Source organism: Flavobacterium paronense, from assembly GCF_030409795.1.
Classification (GTDB): domain Bacteria; phylum Bacteroidota; class Bacteroidia; order Flavobacteriales; family Flavobacteriaceae; genus Flavobacterium; species Flavobacterium paronense.
This window is the reverse complement of record NZ_JAUFQN010000019.1, coordinates 1,084,046-1,101,251: the sequence shown is the minus strand read 5'-3', so window position 1 is coordinate 1,101,251 and position 17,206 is coordinate 1,084,046. Positions and strand designations below refer to the sequence as shown.

Genomic DNA, 17,206 nt, shown 5'->3' with positions numbered 1-17,206 from the left:
AATAAAAAATAAATGAAACGTACAATCAAAAAAGTGGCGGTAGTAGGCTCCGGAATCATGGGTTCAGGAATTGCTTGCCATTTTGCTAACATCGGTTTGGAAGTATTGCTTTTGGATATCATTCCAAATGCTTTAACTGAAGCCGAAGAAAAAAAAGGATTAACGCTCGAGAGTAAAGTCGTTCGTAACCGAATGGTAAACGACCATTTAGCCAATGCTTTAAAATCAAACCCATCACCTATTTACAGTCAGAAATTTGCAAGCAGAATTACCACTGGTAATACTACTGATGACATGGCAAAAATAGCCAACTACGATTGGATTATCGAAGTGGTGGTGGAACGTTTAGATATCAAGAAATTGGTCTTTGAACAAATAGACAAATTCAGAAAACAGGGAACATTGGTGACTTCAAACACCTCCGGTATTCCAATTAAGTTTATGAGTGAAGGTCGCAGCGAAGATTTTCAGAAGCATTTCTGTGGCACGCACTTTTTCAATCCGGCGCGTTATTTAAAGTTATTCGAAATCATTCCGGGACCACAAACTTCATCAGAAGTATTAGATTTCTTATTTGATTACGGCTCCAGATATTTGGGTAAGACTTCGGTCGTAGCCAAAGATACTCCCGCTTTTATAGGAAACCGAATTGGTATCTTCGGAATTCAGAGTTTATTTCATTTGGTAAAAGAAATGGGATTGACTGTTGAAGAAGTGGATAAGTTAACCGGACCGGTTATTGGCCGTCCAAAATCAGCTACCTTCAGAACAGTTGATGTAGTTGGTTTGGATACATTGGTTCATGTAGCAAACGGTTTGTATGAAGGTTGTCCAAATGATGAAGCACACGAGTTATTTAAACTTCCTGATTTCATCAATACCATGATGGAAAACAAATGGTTAGGAAGCAAAACCGGACAAGGGTTCTATAAAAAAGTAGACAAAGATATTTTGTCTTTGGATTTAGATACATTAGAATATCGCCCTACTAAAAAAGCTTCATTTACGACATTAGAATTGACCAAAACCATAGATAAACCTATTGATAGATTCAGCGTTTTAGTTAAAGGAAAAGACAAAGCAGGTGATTTCTATAGAAAAAATTTCACTGCCATGTTTGCTTATTGCTCCAACCGTGTCCCTGAAATCACAGATAATTTCTATAAAATTGACGATGCCATGAAAGCAGGTTTTGGTTGGGAAAACGGACCATTTGAAATTTGGGATGCCATCGGAGTTCAAAAAGGAATTGAGCTAATGGAAGCCGAAGGGTTAAAACCGGCAGCCTGGGTAAACGAAATGATAGCTTCAGGTAATACTAACTTTTATACTGTAAAAGAAGGAAATACATATTACTATAACATCACTGCAAAATCACAAACCAAAGTTCCGGGACAAGACAGTTTCATCATATTAAACAATATACGTGAGAGCAAAAAAGTTTGGAGTAATAGTGGTGCTGTACTTCACGACTTAGGTGATGGAATTTTAAATTTAGAATTCCAATCTAAAATGAATACGATTGGTGGTGATGTTTTAGTCGGAATCAACAAAGCAATCGACTTAGCCGAAAAAGAATACAACGGATTGGTTATCGGAAATCAGGGAGCTAATTTCTCTGTGGGAGCTAATATCGGAATGATCTTTATGATGGCAGTTGAACAAGAATATGACGAACTAAACATGGCTATCAAAATGTTTCAAGACACTATGATGCGCGTGCGTTATTCTTCTATTCCTGTAATTGTGGCACCTCACGGAATGACCTTAGGTGGCGGTTGCGAAATGACCTTACACGCTGATAAAGTAGTGGCTGCGGCCGAAAGTTATATTGGTTTAGTAGAATTCGGAGTCGGAGTAATTCCAGGTGGTGGTGGTTCTAAAGAAATGGCATTACGTGCTTCTGATTTATTCCGTAAGAATGATGTCGAATTGAATGTGCTTCAGGAATATTTCTTAACTGTCGCTATGGCAAAAGTATCAACCTCAGCTTATGAAGCTTATGATTTAGGTATACTCCAAAAAGGAAAAGATATTGTTGTAGTAAATAAAGAACGTCAAATTGCAGAAGCCAAGAAGCACGCTTTGCTAATGGCAGAAGCCGGTTACACCCAACCTATCCGCAGAACCGATGTAAAAGTATTAGGTAAACAAGCTTTGGGTATGTTCTTAGTCGGAACCGACCAAATGGTAGCCGGAAAATACATATCCGAACACGATCAAAAGATTGCCAACAAACTGGCTTACGTTATGGCTGGCGGCGATTTATCGGAACCAACATTAGTATCTGAACAATATTTATTGGATATCGAGAGAGAAGCGTTTTTATCGCTTTGCACCGAAAGAAAAACATTGGAAAGAATCCAATTTATGTTAACCAAAGGAAAGCCATTACGCAACTAAATCCCGTAGGGATGATATTTGGGTAGCTAATTAATCAAGATAATAAAGTTCCGTAGGAACGATATAAAATACAAAACATGAAAACAGCATACATTGTTTCCGCCTATCGCACCGCGGTAGGAAAAGCTCCAAAAGGAGTATTCCGTTTCAAACGACCGGATGAATTAGCCGCAGAAACCATACAGTTCATGATGAATGAATTGCCCGATTTCGACAAAACAAGAATCGACGATGTCATGGTTGGAAACGCCATGCCCGAAGCCGAACAAGGATTAAACGTAGCGCGTTTGATTTCTTTAATGGGATTAAAAGTAACTGATGTTCCGGGTGTAACGGTTAATAGATATTGCGCTTCTGGATTGGAAACTATTGCGATGGCAACCGCTAAAATACAAAGCGGCATGGCCGATTGCATCATTGCCGGTGGTGCCGAAAGCATGAGTTTTATTCCGATGGGCGGTTACAAACCAACTCCGGATTATGCAGTAGCAGCCGAAGGTCACGAAGATTATTACTGGGGAATGGGATTAACGGCAGAAGCTGTCGCCAAACAATTTAACATCTCTCGTGAAGATCAGGATAATTTTGCATTCAATTCACATAGAAAAGCATTAGAAGCACAAGCTGGAGGTAAATTCGACAAACAAATTGTTCCGATTACTATCAACCAAACGTTCATCAATGAAAATGGTAAAAAGGAAACCAAATCATATACTGTTACTAAAGATGAAGGTCCAAGAGCCGGAACTTCAACAGAAGCTTTATCCGGATTAAAACCTGTCTTTGCGGCTGGCGGAAGTGTAACGGCTGGTAACTCCTCTCAAATGAGTGACGGAGCTGCCTTTGTGTTAATCATGAGCGAAGCAATGGTTAAAGAATTAAACCTCACACCTATTGCCCGAATGGTAAGCTATGCAGCAGCAGGTGTTGAGCCAAGAATTATGGGTATCGGTCCGGTAAAAGCTATTCCAAAAGCACTAAAACAAGCCGGATTAACATTAAACGATATCAACTTAATCGAGTTAAATGAAGCGTTTGCTTCACAAGCATTAGCCGTAACTCGTGAATTAGGTATCAATCCAGATATAATCAATGTCAACGGTGGTGCAATTGCATTAGGTCATCCATTAGGTTGCACTGGAGCGAAATTATCGGTTCAGTTATTTGATGAAATGAAACGAAGAGGTGATAAATATGGAATTGTGAGTATGTGTGTTGGAACTGGGCAGGGTGCTGCAGGTGTTTATGAGTTATTATAATTTTTAAACATTAAGAAGTTAAGAAAAGTTAAGGGTTTCATTAAGCTTAACTTTTCTTAATGTAAATCTTAACTTCTTAATGGTAAACCAAAAAAAATAAATTTAAAATAATAAAGAAATGGAATATATAACAAGAGGTGGACAGTTTTTGGTAAAGGAAACCAAATGCGAAAATGTCTTTACACCTGAGGACTTTAGCGAGGAACAAATCATGATGCGCGATTCTGTTAAAGAATTCGTTGACAAAGAAATATGGCCTTTCAAAAATCGCTTTGAAGCAAAAGATTACGCTTTCACCGAAGAAGTGATGAAGAAAGCCGGTGACATGGGATTCCTAAGCGTTGCCGTTCCTGAAGCTTATGGTGGCATGGGAATGGGATTCGTAGATACGTGTCTGGTTTGCGATTATATTTCGGGTGCTACAGGTTCGTTTTCGACAGCTTTTGGAGCGCATACCGGAATCGGAACCATGCCAATCACATTATATGGAACCGAAGAACAAAAACAAAAATACGTACCTAAGTTAGCTTCAGGCGAATGGTTTGGCGCTTATTGCTTGACGGAACCAGGAGCAGGTTCGGATGCCAACTCCGGAAAGACCAAAGCCGTACTTTCTGCCGATGGAAAAACTTACAGCATTACCGGAGGAAAAATGTGGATTTCGAATGCCGGTTTCTGCTCGCTATTTATAGTGTTTGCCCGAATTGAAAATGATAAAAACATTACAGGTTTCATTATAGAAAATGATCCTGGTAACGGAATTACAATGAATGAAGAGGAGCATAAATTGGGTATTCGCGCTTCCTCTACCCGTCAGGTTTTCTTTGCGGATACAAAAGTTCCCGTTGAAAATATGCTTGCTGGTCGTGGTGAAGGTTTTAAAATTGCTATGAATGCTTTGAATGTTGGTCGTATCAAATTGGCTGCGGCTTGTTTGGATGCACAACGCCGTGTGACTTCCAATGCTGTAAATTATGCTAATGAAAGAATTCAATTCAATACACCGATTTCTAGTTTTGGTGCTATCCGATATAAATTAGCCGAAATGGCAACTTCTGCCTATGCCGGAGAAAGTGCAACTTATAGAGCTGCCAAAGATATCGAAACCCGAATTAAATTGCGTGAAGCGGAAGGAACATCTCATCAGGAAGCAGAACTAAAAGGCGTAGAAGAATTCGCTATCGAATGTTCGATTCTAAAAGTAGCCGTTTCGGAAGATGTTCAAAATGCTGCCGATGAAGGAATCCAAATCTATGGCGGAATGGGATTTTCTGAAGATACTCCAATGGAAAGTGCTTGGCGCGATGCTCGTATCGCTCGTATTTATGAAGGAACAAATGAAATCAACCGAATGTTATCGGTGGGAATGCTAATCAAAAAAGCAATGAAAGGTCATATCGATTTGCTTGGTCCAGCATCTAAAGTACAAGAAGAATTAATGGGAATTCCATCATTTGATACGCCTGATTATTCTGAATTATTCTCAGAAGAAAAAGAACTAATCGGAAAATTGAAAAAAGCATTCCTGATGGTCGCTGGTGGGGCGGTTCAAAAATACGGACCCGATTTAGATGCACACCAACAATTATTAACAGCTGCAGCCGATATTTTAATTGAAATCTACATGGCAGAAAGTACCGTGTTACGTACCGAGAAGTTAGCTAAAAAACAAGGAGAAGCCAATGTGAAAGAACAAATTGCAATGGCGAAATTGTACTTATACAAAGCAGTGGATGTTGTTACTCAAAAAGGAAAAGAAAGCATTATTTCTTTTGCCGAAGGCGATGAACAACGCATGATGCTAATGGGATTACGTCGTTTTACAAAATACAGCAACATGCCTAATATTGTCGGATTGAGAGAAACAATCACTACAAAATTAGTGGCCGAAAATAGTTATTGTTTTTAGTTAAATTAAGTTAATTGTTTGAGAAGACCAGCTGTTCAATCAGTTGGTCTTTTTTTTATTATATTTATCAGGAAATTAATAAAACCAACTTTTCAATGATTAAAAGAATACCTTTTTTACTCGCGCTCTCTTTTATTTCCTTTAATCTGACTGCACAAGAGGAAAACAAAGAACCGAAAGAACTAAAATGGGATGTTGCCAAACCGGGTGACAGCTTTAACTACAAAAAACAAAACTTTACTACTACCGAAGGTACTTGGATGAATCTTGATGTAAGTCCTGACGGAAAGACTATTGTTTTTGATATGCTCGGTGATATTTATAGCATTCCAATTACAGGTGGTAAAGCCAAAGTCCTTCGTTCGGGAATTCCGTTTGAGATACAACCACGTTTTAGTCCGGAAGGCAAACACATTTCGTTTACCAGTGATGCCGGTGGAGGCGACAACATTTGGGTTATGAAAACCGATGGTACGGATGCCAAACAAGTTACCAAAGAAGATTTTCGTTTAGTAAACAATGCTTGTTGGATGCCCGATGGAAATTATTTGGTAGCAAAAAAACACTTTACATCAGAACGTTCTTTAGGTGCAGGAGAAATGTGGCAATACCATATTTCAGGAGGTTCGGGTGTACAACTTACCAAACGCAAAAACGACCAACAAGATGTAAACGAACCTGTAATTTCTCCGGATGGAAAATACATGTACTACAGCGAAGATGTTTATCCTGGTGGTTTTTTTCAATACAATAAAGACCCAAATAATGAAATCTTTGTGATCAACCGCTATGATTTTGAAACTGGAAAAAAAGACCGTATAACAGGTGGTCCTGGTGGCGCAGCACGTCCGCAAATTTCGCGTGACGGAAAACTATTGGCCTTTGTAAAACGAGTGCGGGCAACAACGGTTTTATATATACAGGATTTAGAAACAGGTGAAGAATGGCCAGTTTACGATAAATTGGATAAAGACCAACAAACCGCATGGACATTGTTTGGAGTATATCCTAACTTTAGTTGGATGCCCAGTAATGATGCTATAGTATTTTGGGCTGGTGGTCATATTCAAAAGATTGACATTAAAACCTTAGCGGTTACTCCTATTCCGTTTACAATTGATGTGGCGATTGATGTTGCTGATCGAGTGCATTTTGATACCCGAATTTCAGATGATGACTTTACTGTAAAAATGATACGGGATGCGGTGACTTCTCCAGATGGGAAAACACTAGTTTTTAGAGCTTTAGGTTATTTATGGACAAAAGCTTTACCAAATGGCACTCCAAAACGTTTAACTTCGGGAACCGACTTTGAAGCGGAACCAACTTTCTCGGCAAACGGAAAAGAAATTATTTATGTAACATGGAATGATGCTAACCTTGGTTCCATCAGAAAAGTTGGCATCGATGGAAAAAACTCTGTAAAACTCACTACCGAAAAAGGAATTTTCAGAACACCTAACCTTTCGCCGGATGGCAAAATGATAACCTATCTTAAAGAAGATGGTAACATTGATCAGGGCTATGCTTTTTGCAAAAAACCCGGTATTTATACAATGAATGCATCCGGTGGTAATGTAAAATTTGTTTCTGCAAGTGGCGAGTATCCCGTATTTACTAAAGACGGCAAACGCATTTTCTTCCAAACAGGTGGTGTGCTTTTTGGCGAATTAACCAAAGAACTAAAAAGTGTTGACCTCAATGGAAAAGACGAACGCAGTCACATCAAATCAAAATATGCCAATCGTTTAGTGCCAAGCCCAGATAACGAATGGATTGCTTTTACCCTATTGCACAAAGGGTACGTAGCACCATTAAACATCAACGGGCAAACGGTTGATTTAGATGATAAATCTACAGCAGTTCCAGTATCACAATTGACAAAAGATGCTGGTATTAGTTTACATTGGTCGCCCGACAGTAAAAATGTATTCTATACACTTGGCGAAACCTATTATAGTAGCACTTTAAAAGACCGTTTTACCTTTTTGGATGGTTCCCCTGAAAAGGTGGAACAACCAAAAGATGCCGGAATCAAAATTGGCTTAACAGCTAAAGTAGACAAACCAAAAGGACGTATTGCACTAACTAACGCACTCATAATCACTATGGAAGGTGATAAAGTTATTGAAAAAGGAACGCTCATCATTAACCAAAACCGTATTGAAGCTATTGGCAAAACAGGTGAAGTTGCGGTACCTGCAGATGCCCGTGTATATGATATGACAAACAAAACTTTAATGCCCGGTATGGTTGATGCACACGCCCATTTAGGAGCATTCCGATACGGATTGACTACTCAGCAAAACTGGCAGTTTTATGCAAATTTGGCTTTTGGCGTGACCACTTCTCATGATCCTTCATCTAATACAGAATCTATTTTTACACTTTCAGAAATGGTAAAAAGCGGTGCATTGGTTGGGCCAAGAGTTTTCTCAACTGGCTATATTTTATACGGAGCTGATGGCGATTTTAAAGCTGTAATCAACAAATTAGATGATGCCCGCTCTTCGGTAAAACGTACCAAAGCTTTTGGCGCGCTGTCGGTTAAAAGTTATAACCAACCGCGACGAGAACAGCGGCAGCAGATTTTACAGGCGGCACGTGAAGAAGGCATCAATGTAGTTCCAGAAGGAGGTTGTACTTTTTTTACCAATATGAGTATGATTATCGACGGACATACCGGAATTGAACACAACATTCCAATTACACCTGTTTATAAAGATGTTTTAGAATTATGGGGAAAAAGCAGTGTAGGCTACACGCCAACGCTCATAGTTAACTATGGTGGTTTGAATGCCGAATACTATTGGTATCAAAAAACAAATGTTTGGGAAAACAAAAAATTGCTACAGTTTACACCTAGAGGTATCATTGATTCACGTTCACGTTACCGTATCATGGCTCCCGAAGAAGATTACCAAAACGACCATATATTTACTTCAAAAACAGCAAAAACCCTGGCTGATAGTGGTGTGAAAGTAAATATGGGTGCCCACGGACAACTACAAGGAATGGGAGCGCAATGGGAATTATGGAGTATAGCACAAGGTGGCATGAGTAATATAGAAACCTTGAAAACGGCAACTATTAACTCTGCAAATTATATTGGTGCCGGGAAAGACATCGGTTCTCTTGAAGTAGGTAAATTGGCCGATGTCTTAGTCTTAGACAAAAACCCATTGGACAACATCCAAAACTCAAACACCATTATTTATACTATTGCCAACGGAAGAATGTATGACACCGAAACGATGAACGAAGTGGGCAACGAACCTAAAAAACGAAACAACTTCTATTGGGAGAATTCAAAATACAATGCGGCTTTTCCTTGGCACGAAGAAAGCGATAGCTTTATGTATCAACACTGTTGTGGTGCCATTCATGATAAGAATTAAAGTTTAATTATTAAAATCCCTTGTCTTTTCAAGGGATTTTTATTTCCGATAAATTCGTAATCTGTAATTGGCTATATTTGCCCAACTAAATCGATATAGTTTTATGGAAGAATGCATCTCCGTATTTGATATGCTCAAAATTGGTGTTGGACCATCAAGTTCACACACGCTTGGACCTTGGCGTGCAGCCGAACGCTTTTTGTCTGAATTACAAACAGAAAACATACTCGATAAAGTAACACGCATCAAAGTCGATTTATACGGTTCACTTTCGTTAACTGGAAAAGGACATGCAACAGATTTGGCAATTATGCTTGGACTTAGTGGACAAGATCCTGAATATATTCCCGTTCAGAATATTGCTGGTATTATCAAAAATATTGAAGATACAAACGAAATCAATTTAGCTGACAAAATTCGCATTCCGTTTTACTTTCTGCAAGACATCGTTTTCAATAAAAACTTTCTTCCTTTTCATGCCAATGGATTATTATTTACTGCTTATTTAGAAGATGGGACTGAATTTGCTTCGACCTTCTACTCTATCGGCGGTGGTTTTGTAGTCAAAGAAGAACGCATAAATGCTAAAAAGAAATTAGAAATAAAATGCGCCTTTCCTTTCCAAATTCAAAATGCGGATGAGTTACTAGAATATACCATTAGTCAAAATAAATCAATTTCTGAAATCGTTTACGAGAATGAAAAATCAATGCGTCCCGAAGCAGAAATTCATCACGAATTAATGCGTATTTGGCATACGATGTTAGAATGCATGTACATTGGATGTCATTCCGAAGGTATTTTACCAGGCGGATTAAATGTACGACGACGGGCTTTTGATATGCATCAAGGATTAATTGGTTTGGCTAATTATAACAATCCAAAGGAATGGTTAGAAACTATTCGAAAAACAGAAGTTAAATTTCGTCAAATATTAAAATGGGTTTCTTGTTTTGCATTGGCAGTGAATGAAGTCAATGCAGCTTTAGGAAGAGTTGTAACGGCACCAACAAATGGAAGTGCCGGAGTAATTCCATCCGTATTGATGTATTATTTGGTCATAGAAAATCATAAGGCTGGCGAGAAAGAAATCAAGCAATTCCTGATGGTAGCTGGAGAAATTGGAAGCATCTTCAAAAAAGGTTCAACCATTTCTGCTGCAATGGGTGGATGCCAGGCAGAAATCGGCGTTTCTTCTGCAATGGCAGCTGCTGCTTTGTGCGAAGTTATGGGTGGAACTCCAGACCAAGTTTTAATGGCTGCCGAAATCGCTATGGAACATCACCTCGGAATGACCTGTGATCCTATTGGTGGTTTAGTCCAAATTCCGTGTATAGAACGCAATACTATGGGAGCAATCAAAGCTATCAACGCAGCCGAATTAGCAATGGAAACAGATGCAAAAAATGCTAAAGTTCCATTAGACAAAGTAATAGAAACCATGTGGAAAACCGCTAAAGACATGAATTCTAAATACAAAGAAACCTCTGAAGGCGGTTTGGCTGTAGCCGTAAATATGTCGGATTGTTAGATTCTTTAAATTTAGTATTTCAACCACTTAATAAGCTCTCTCCAAGTTGGTTTTTTTCCATACATCAAAATCCCGACACGGTAAATTTTGGCAGCAAACCATACTACTCCGAGAAAAGTTCCAAACAAAATCAACATCGAAACAATAATTTGCCATGTTGGAACTCCAAACGGAATTCGCATCATCATTACAATTGGAGATGTTAGGGGAATCATTGAAAATACCGTAGCAATCGTTCCGTTAGGGTCATTCATTACGGTAAAGAATCCTATATAAACACCCAATATCAAAGGCATTATAATTGGCAATAAGAATTGTTGTGAATCAGTTTCGTTGTCAACGGCTGCACCAATTGAGGCATAAAACGAGCTGTATAAAAAGTAACCTCCAATAAAATAAATAATAAAAGAAATTAAGATGGTGGCGATTGGCAAATTCCACAATTCTTTGATATACATTCCAATATTACTTCCAGCCGCATGTTGTGCAGTCTGGAGTGCTTGAGCTTGAGCTCCGGATGAATCTCCCACATGAACCCCGAACATACTGGATACAATAAACATGGCAGACATTCCTAATATTGCCCAAATCAGAAATTGCAAAATTCCAGCTAATGAGGTTCCGATGATTTTGCCCATCATCAATTGGAATGGCTTTACGGATGAAATGATAACTTCTATAATTCGGGAAGTTTTTTCCTCGATGACACTTCGCATGACCATATTTCCATATAGCACAATAAACATCATGATAAGGTATCCAAAAGCACCGCCAATGATAATTTTGATTTCATTTAATCCTTTAAGTACTTCTTCGCCAGATGCTTTTTCTAAATTGATAGAAACAGCTGCTTTAGCATTATTTATTTTTAAAGTATCTAAACCTGCTTTTTGAAAGTTTTCAGCAGTAATTTTTTTGGCAATAACATCTTGTATATTGTCAATAAAAGAAACACTTGGACTGTCATTAGAAACAAATTGAATGGCTTTTTGAAGTTTGCTGTTGTCTTCTACTTTTGGTATCAATAATAATCCTTCGTAGCTTTCATTTACAATGCTGTCTTTAAGAATTTTCAAATCAACTTGAGATAAATCCAAATATTTATATTCTTCATCACTTTTAAACTCATTTACAAACTGACCTGTTTCATCATGAATAACAATGGTTTTCTGTTCAGCTTTCATCGTGCTTAAATAGCCCACAAAAACACCAATTCCAACAAACAATAACGGACTTAAAAAAGTCATTACAATGAAGGATTTATTGCGCACTTTAGCAATAAATTCTCTTTTTATGATAAGTACTAATTTGCTCATTTTTTTAGATTATTGGACTTTTAGATTGTTGGATTTTAAGACATTCAAATTATCTAAAAATCCAACAATCAAAAAATCTATTTGGTTACAGTTTGGATAAAAATATCATTCATACTTGGGATTTTTTCAACAAAATGAGTTACTTGACCTCTTTGAACTAAAGTATTTAATAACTCATTTGGCGTGGCAGTTCCGAGGTTAATTTCTAATTTTAATTCGTCGTTTAAAGATTTGAAATCCGTTTGAGACAAGGTAAACTTTTGTGATAAATCATACATCAATCCTTCGATGTTATCACTTAAAATCCCCACTTCATAACTATTAGTTCTGAATTGCTTTTTGACATCAGTAAGTTTACCTTCAATAAGTTTATTCGATTTATGAATTAAGGCAATGTATTCGCACATTTCTTCTACGCTTTCCATTCGGTGTGTTGAAAAAATTACTGAAGTTCCCTGCCTATTCAACTCAATAATTTCATCTTTAATCAAATTGGCATTTACAGGATCAAAACCTGAAAATGGCTCATCAAGAATAAGTAATTTTGGCTTATGCAAAACAGTAACTACAAACTGGATTTTTTGTGCCATTCCTTTAGAAAGTTCCTGAATTTTTTTATTCCACCAACCTTGGATTTCCAAACGATCAAACCAATAATCCAATTGTTGTTTTGCTTCTTGCTTCGACAATCCTTTAAGTTGCGCTAAATACAAACACTGCTCGCCAACTTTCATAGTTTTATACAAACCTCTTTCTTCGGGCATATAACCAATTAAGGCAACGTGTTCAGGTTTTAGTATTTCACCATCTAAAAGTATTTCACCACTATCGGGCAATGTAATTTGATTGATAATTCTAATTAGGGAAGTTTTCCCGGCGCCATTTGGACCGAGAAGTCCGTAAATGCTGCCTTTTGGAACGGTTAAAGAAACTTCGTTAAGCGCAGTGTAATCTCCATATTGCTTAACTACTTTGTTTACTTCAAGTATATTGCTCATACTTTAATATTTGTTTTTTGTAAAAGTACTCAATAAGTAATACTGTGGTAGGATTTGTTACAAAAAACCCACCCTAATTTTTACAAAAGGATGGGAAAAATTGCTATGAAAAAGAAGTTACCTGTTTCCAAGTAACATCCAAATGTAAAAATATTTTTTTAACTATGAAAACATATCCTTTACTTTTTCAAAAAAAGATTTATCCCCTTTTTCCGGATGCGGAATAAAGTTTTCATCGTTTAAAGATTTTTCAAAAAATTCCCGTTGCTCTTTACTTAAATTTTTTGGAGTCCATACGTTAATGTGGACTAATAAATCTCCATTACCATAACTATTCAAGCTTGGAATTCCTTTGCCTTTTAGTCTTAGAATTTTTCCGGATTGAATACCATTTTCTAGTTTAATTCTTACTTTGCCATTAACAGCTTCAATGTCTTTGGATACACCAAGGGCAGCTTCGGCAAAGCTAATGTATAAATCGTGGTGAAGATTTTCGCCTTCACGCTTTAAAAATTCATGTTCGAGCTCTTCAATAGCAACAATTAAATCTCCTGGGATTCCATTTCCAGGTGCATCATTTCCTTTACCTGAAACCTTTAATTGCATTCCGTCAACAACTCCGGCTGGAATTTTAATTGAAACCGTTTCATCCTCTAATATCATTCCGTGTGCATCTGCATTATTGGGTTTACTTTCAATAGTTTGTCCTGAACCTCCACAAACATGACAGGTCGTAGCTGACTGCATTCTGCCTAAAATGGTATTTGTAACACGAAGTACTTGTCCTTGCCCATTACAGGTAGAACAGGTTTTATATTTTACACCAGTAGCCTGAACTTTTCGTTTTACTTTAACTTTTTTCTCAACGCCATTGGCAATTTCTTCTAAAGTCAATTTTACTTTGATACGAAGATTGCTTCCTTTGACTCTGCGTTGACCGCCCGAATTTCCTCCAAAACCACCAAAACCACCGCCGCCAAAAGCACCACCAAAAATATCTCCAAATTGACTGAAAATATCATCCATGTTCATATGATGTCCGCCACCATAACCACCACCACCATCAAAAGCTGCATGACCATATTGATCGTATTTTGCTTTTTTATCAGCGTCGCTTAACACCTCATAGGCTTCGGCAGCTGTTTTGAAGTTTTCTTCAGCTTCTTTGTTTCCCGGATTTTTATCAGGATGAAATTCAATCGCTTTCTTACGGTATGCTTTTTTTATTTCTTCAGGAGAAGCGTTTTTTGACACGCCTAATATTTCGTAAAAATCTTTTTTGCTCATGTTATTTTTCTAAAATTTAGACTTAACTTATTGTCCTATTACCACTTTTGGAAAACGGATTATTTTGTCACCCAGTTTATATCCTTTTTCAATCACATCTACGATTTTACCTTTCAAATCGGATGTTGGTGCAGGAATTTGGGTAATCGCTTCTGCAAAATCAGCATTAAAAGCATCTCCAACTCTTACTTCTACTATCTCTAATCCTTTTGAAACTAATGTACTTTTCAATTTTTCATGAATCAATTCTACACCTTTCAATAAAACAGCATCGTCTGATTTAGAAATTTCAACCATTGCTCTGTCAAAATCATCTAATACTGGCAACAAGGCTTGTAAGACGTCTTGATTGGCAGTTCTAAACAAGTCTATTCTTTCTTTGGCAGTTCTTCTTTTGAAATTTTCAAATTCAGCAAAAAGACGTAGAAATTTATCTTTTTCATTAGCTAAATCTTCCTGGAGCTTTTCTTCAACGGTTAATTGAGTTGCAGATTCAATTTCATTTACACTATTTTCTGATGCATTTTCATCAATAACTGTTTCTTTTTCTGTATTCTCAGTATTCATCGAGTTTTTATTTTTAAAAATATTTTTTATATTCATTTGATGATTTTCGTTTGGCAAAAGTACTGCCAATTCTTTGAAAATGTCAAATTGTCATTTAATTTTGTTTTATTCAACGTTTTGAAAGAAAAAATAAATACTAAATTTTAATAAAATTTTAATAAAATTTTAAGACTATTACGATTTCGTTTAAGTTAAATTTGTTCTTCAATAATAAAAAACATTCAATTTAGGTTAGCATATCGCTGTAAAAAATTATTAATTCAACAATCTTTATAGTAAAAAAAAGTGCTGTTAAACAACAGCACTTTTTTTATGAATATAAATTAGCAAGAGCTTCCTTTATCTTGGGAAACTTAAATTGAAAACCGTTATTTATAATTTTTTGAGCAGATAGATTTTTACTGGAAAAAAGCAGGTAACTCATTTCACCAAGTATAAGCTTCATTACAAAGTGTGGAATATTAGGAAGAAAAAGTGGCTTTTTTAGTGTCTTTGCAATAACAGTGGTTAACTCTTGATTGCTTATCGGATTTGGAGCTACAGCATTGTATACACCTTCCAGTTGATTTTCTATAGCAAAACAATACATCGCGACCAAATCATTGATATGTATCCACGATTGGATTTGTTTGCCATTTCCCATTGCAGCACCAAAACCCATTTTTATAGGTTTCACCATTTCCGGCAAAGCACCACCAACATTAGAAAGGACAATCCCTGTTCTTATTTTACAAACTTTTAGACCTAAAACCTGAAACCGATTAGCACTTTCCTCCCATTTTTTGACCACATTAGAAAGAAAGCTATCTTCTGTCTCTGTCGTAGTTTCATCATAAACGGTAGCAAAACTTTCAGGATAAATTGCAGTTCCGGAAGCTGAAATAAATTGTTTTACTTGGTTTGGGTGTTTCCGAACTAAATTATAAAGCAATTCACTCGATAAAGTTCTGCTTTCTATAATTTCTTGTTTGTATGCATTTGTCCAACGTTTTGCAATATTAGCTCCGGCTAAATGAACAATAACATCAACTTCATAAATACAACTTTCATCTATTTTGGTTTGCTGAGGATTCCAATAAAAACCTTTATAGTTTGGTTTGTTAACCACTTTTGACTTTGAAGTGGTCAGATAATGCACTGAATGATTTTTAGCTAACAACTGTTTTACCAACTCATTTCCTATCAAACCAGTTGCCCCTGTAATTAAAATCTTCATCTTTAAATATTTTTATCAAAGTTACAATCAACATCTGATAAATAAAACCTAATTGTTATGTGTTTAACTTTTGTTTACTACTTTAATTTAATACTCCACTCAAAGTTCATTTCTGAAACTTGCTCTCCTTTTTCATTTTGTCCGATAGATTTCATCCAAATTGTTTGCCCTTCACCAGAAGTAATCGCTTTTTGTATTGCTTCTTCAATTAAATGCCCATCATTACAAGTGAATGTTATTCGCCCAGTTGCTTTTTTAGTAAAGTTACCATTGTTGTTGGCAACTAACATCGAGATTTTTTTACCGCTATTTTTGATTTGCATCATTACCAATGCACCAGTTGTTAGTTCCGCAGCCATAGCTTGTACAGCAAAATACATTGACTTAAAAGGATTTTGATTAAACCATCTGTGTTTGACTGTTACAACACATTTCTCTTTTGAAATAGAGTTTACTCGCACTCCACTCCAAAAAGCAGATGGTAATTTAAAAAATAAAAAGGTATTCAATTTTGAAGGTGAGAATTCCATAAGCACTTGATTTTACTGTAAAAATACAATAAAATTGATTGATTATCCCTTTTAATTAAATGTTAATTTTTTGTTAAATATTAGTACTTTGTATTGCATAGTATCTTTTTTTGATTGTATCTTTGTATAAGAAATTAATGGTCTATCTATAGTATTAAATAAAAAAAGTTTCAATCATCAACTAAAAAACAAAATCATGACAACAACCAATGACAAAAACATCGCTACAGTTTTACACCTTAGCACTTTGACTCAATATCTTATTCCTTTTGGGAATTATATTTTTCCAATTGTCATCTGGAGTTCAAAAAAAGGAGAATCAGAATTTATTGATTATAACGGAAAACAAGTGTTGAACTTTCAATTGAGCATTTTTTTATACAGTGTTGTGTTATGTTTAATAGCAATACCAATACTTATATATACCGTTTTTCAAAATATTCCTTTGGATGCTTGTTTTCATGATCACGATTTTATTATTAATCATTTAAAAATTCATAACCTAACTGGAGCCATAATAATCGGAATTGTTGCCGTGCTCCTATTTATATTTATGAAAGTTGCAGAATTTGTACTAATCATTCATGCTGCAGTTAAAGCGTCAAACGGAGAAGAATATAAATATCCTTTAAGTATTCCGTTTTTTAAATAAAAATCATCAATCAAAATCAATCATCACCCGAGGCGCAGCCGAATTGTTTGGAACGTAGCGGAAAAAATCAAAAATCAATCATTAGTTTCAATCAAAAATCAAAAAACGAATTAGTAATCAGAAAAAATTAAATCATGTAT

At 36.3% G+C, this 17,206-nt stretch carries 12 protein-coding genes; 6 read left to right on the top strand and 6 right to left on the bottom strand.

From position 1 onward, the window contains the following. The first annotated feature begins 12 nt into the window (after positions 1 to 12). The 5 genes from QWY90_RS06145 to QWY90_RS06125 all read left to right on the top strand — a co-directional run bounded on the left by QWY90_RS06145 (position 13) and on the right by QWY90_RS06125 (position 10,500). A complete protein-coding gene (locus QWY90_RS06145) occupies positions 13 to 2,403 on the top strand; it encodes a 3-hydroxyacyl-CoA dehydrogenase/enoyl-CoA hydratase family protein (RefSeq protein WP_290284978.1) in 2,391 nt (796 codons plus the stop codon). 77 nt (positions 2,404 to 2,480) lie between these two features. Further along, complete coding sequence (locus QWY90_RS06140) at positions 2,481 to 3,662, top strand: acetyl-CoA C-acyltransferase (protein WP_290284977.1); 1,182 nt, start codon at positions 2,481 to 2,483, stop codon at positions 3,660 to 3,662. A gap of 118 nt (positions 3,663 to 3,780) precedes the next feature. Continuing rightward, on the top strand, positions 3,781 to 5,571 hold the full coding sequence (locus tag QWY90_RS06135) for an acyl-CoA dehydrogenase FadE (protein WP_290284976.1): 1,791 nt from the start codon (positions 3,781 to 3,783) through the stop codon (positions 5,569 to 5,571). A gap of 95 nt (positions 5,572 to 5,666) precedes the next feature. Continuing rightward, entirely contained in the window at positions 5,667 to 8,969 is a 3,303-nt protein-coding gene (locus tag QWY90_RS06130) for an amidohydrolase family protein (protein WP_290284975.1), read from the top strand. A 103-nt stretch (positions 8,970 to 9,072) separates the two neighbouring features. Further along, the gene (locus QWY90_RS06125; protein ID WP_290284974.1) at positions 9,073 to 10,500 is read left to right on the top strand and encodes an L-serine ammonia-lyase; all 1,428 of its coding nucleotides are present in this window, start codon (positions 9,073 to 9,075) and stop codon (positions 10,498 to 10,500) included. Positions 10,501 to 10,511: 11 nt separating this feature from the next. Here QWY90_RS06125 and QWY90_RS06120 read toward each other — a convergent pair whose 3' ends face one another. The 6 genes from QWY90_RS06120 to QWY90_RS06095 all read right to left on the bottom strand — a co-directional run bounded on the left by QWY90_RS06120 (position 10,512) and on the right by QWY90_RS06095 (position 16,414). Beyond that, a complete protein-coding gene (locus QWY90_RS06120) occupies positions 10,512 to 11,816 on the bottom strand; it encodes an ABC transporter permease (RefSeq protein WP_290284973.1) in 1,305 nt (434 codons plus the stop codon). A 77-nt stretch (positions 11,817 to 11,893) separates the two neighbouring features. Continuing rightward, positions 11,894 to 12,814 (bottom strand): ABC transporter ATP-binding protein, encoded by a 921-nt coding sequence (locus QWY90_RS06115; RefSeq protein ID WP_290284972.1) that lies wholly within the window; start codon positions 12,812 to 12,814, stop codon positions 11,894 to 11,896. A 162-nt stretch (positions 12,815 to 12,976) separates the two neighbouring features. Beyond that, on the bottom strand, positions 12,977 to 14,101 hold the full coding sequence (gene dnaJ, locus QWY90_RS06110) for a molecular chaperone DnaJ (protein WP_290284971.1): 1,125 nt from the start codon (positions 14,099 to 14,101) through the stop codon (positions 12,977 to 12,979). 27 nt (positions 14,102 to 14,128) lie between these two features. After that, on the bottom strand, positions 14,129 to 14,668 hold the full coding sequence (locus QWY90_RS06105; protein WP_379691365.1) for a nucleotide exchange factor GrpE: 540 nt from the start codon (positions 14,666 to 14,668) through the stop codon (positions 14,129 to 14,131). A gap of 310 nt (positions 14,669 to 14,978) precedes the next feature. Next, positions 14,979 to 15,884, bottom strand: coding sequence for a TIGR01777 family oxidoreductase (locus tag QWY90_RS06100; protein ID WP_290284969.1), 906 nt, complete (start codon positions 15,882 to 15,884; stop codon positions 14,979 to 14,981). Between the two features lie 77 nt (positions 15,885 to 15,961). Then, the gene (locus QWY90_RS06095) at positions 15,962 to 16,414 is read right to left on the bottom strand and encodes a DUF4442 domain-containing protein (RefSeq protein ID WP_290284968.1); all 453 of its coding nucleotides are present in this window, start codon (positions 16,412 to 16,414) and stop codon (positions 15,962 to 15,964) included. A gap of 196 nt (positions 16,415 to 16,610) precedes the next feature. On the opposite strand from QWY90_RS06095, the gene QWY90_RS06090 reads away from it, so the two are divergent. After that, positions 16,611 to 17,066: a DUF4870 domain-containing protein gene (locus QWY90_RS06090; protein ID WP_290284967.1), complete on the top strand. Its 456-nt coding sequence runs from the start codon at positions 16,611 to 16,613 to the stop codon at positions 17,064 to 17,066. Positions 17,067 to 17,206: the final 140 nt, after the last annotated feature.

Excerpts from the sequence above, each read along its gene's own strand:
- QWY90_RS06145 (WP_290284978.1), top strand. The coding sequence starts at position 13 with ATGAAACGTACAATCAAAAAAGTGGCGGTAGTAGGCTCCGGAATCATG.
- QWY90_RS06140 (WP_290284977.1), top strand. The coding sequence starts at position 2,481 with ATGAAAACAGCATACATTGTTTCCGCCTATCGCACCGCGGTAGGAAAA.
- QWY90_RS06135 (WP_290284976.1), top strand. The coding sequence starts at position 3,781 with ATGGAATATATAACAAGAGGTGGACAGTTTTTGGTAAAGGAAACCAAA.
- QWY90_RS06130 (WP_290284975.1), top strand. The coding sequence starts at position 5,667 with ATGATTAAAAGAATACCTTTTTTACTCGCGCTCTCTTTTATTTCCTTT.
- QWY90_RS06125 (WP_290284974.1), top strand. The coding sequence starts at position 9,073 with ATGGAAGAATGCATCTCCGTATTTGATATGCTCAAAATTGGTGTTGGA.
- QWY90_RS06120 (WP_290284973.1), bottom strand. The coding sequence starts at position 11,816 with ATGAGCAAATTAGTACTTATCATAAAAAGAGAATTTATTGCTAAAGTG.
- QWY90_RS06115 (WP_290284972.1), bottom strand. The coding sequence starts at position 12,814 with ATGAGCAATATACTTGAAGTAAACAAAGTAGTTAAGCAATATGGAGAT.
- dnaJ (WP_290284971.1), bottom strand. The coding sequence starts at position 14,101 with ATGAGCAAAAAAGATTTTTACGAAATATTAGGCGTGTCAAAAAACGCT.
- QWY90_RS06105 (WP_379691365.1), bottom strand. The coding sequence starts at position 14,668 with ATGAATACTGAGAATACAGAAAAAGAAACAGTTATTGATGAAAATGCA.
- QWY90_RS06100 (WP_290284969.1), bottom strand. The coding sequence starts at position 15,884 with ATGAAGATTTTAATTACAGGGGCAACTGGTTTGATAGGAAATGAGTTG.
- QWY90_RS06095 (WP_290284968.1), bottom strand. The coding sequence starts at position 16,414 with ATGGAATTCTCACCTTCAAAATTGAATACCTTTTTATTTTTTAAATTA.
- QWY90_RS06090 (WP_290284967.1), top strand. The coding sequence starts at position 16,611 with ATGACAACAACCAATGACAAAAACATCGCTACAGTTTTACACCTTAGC.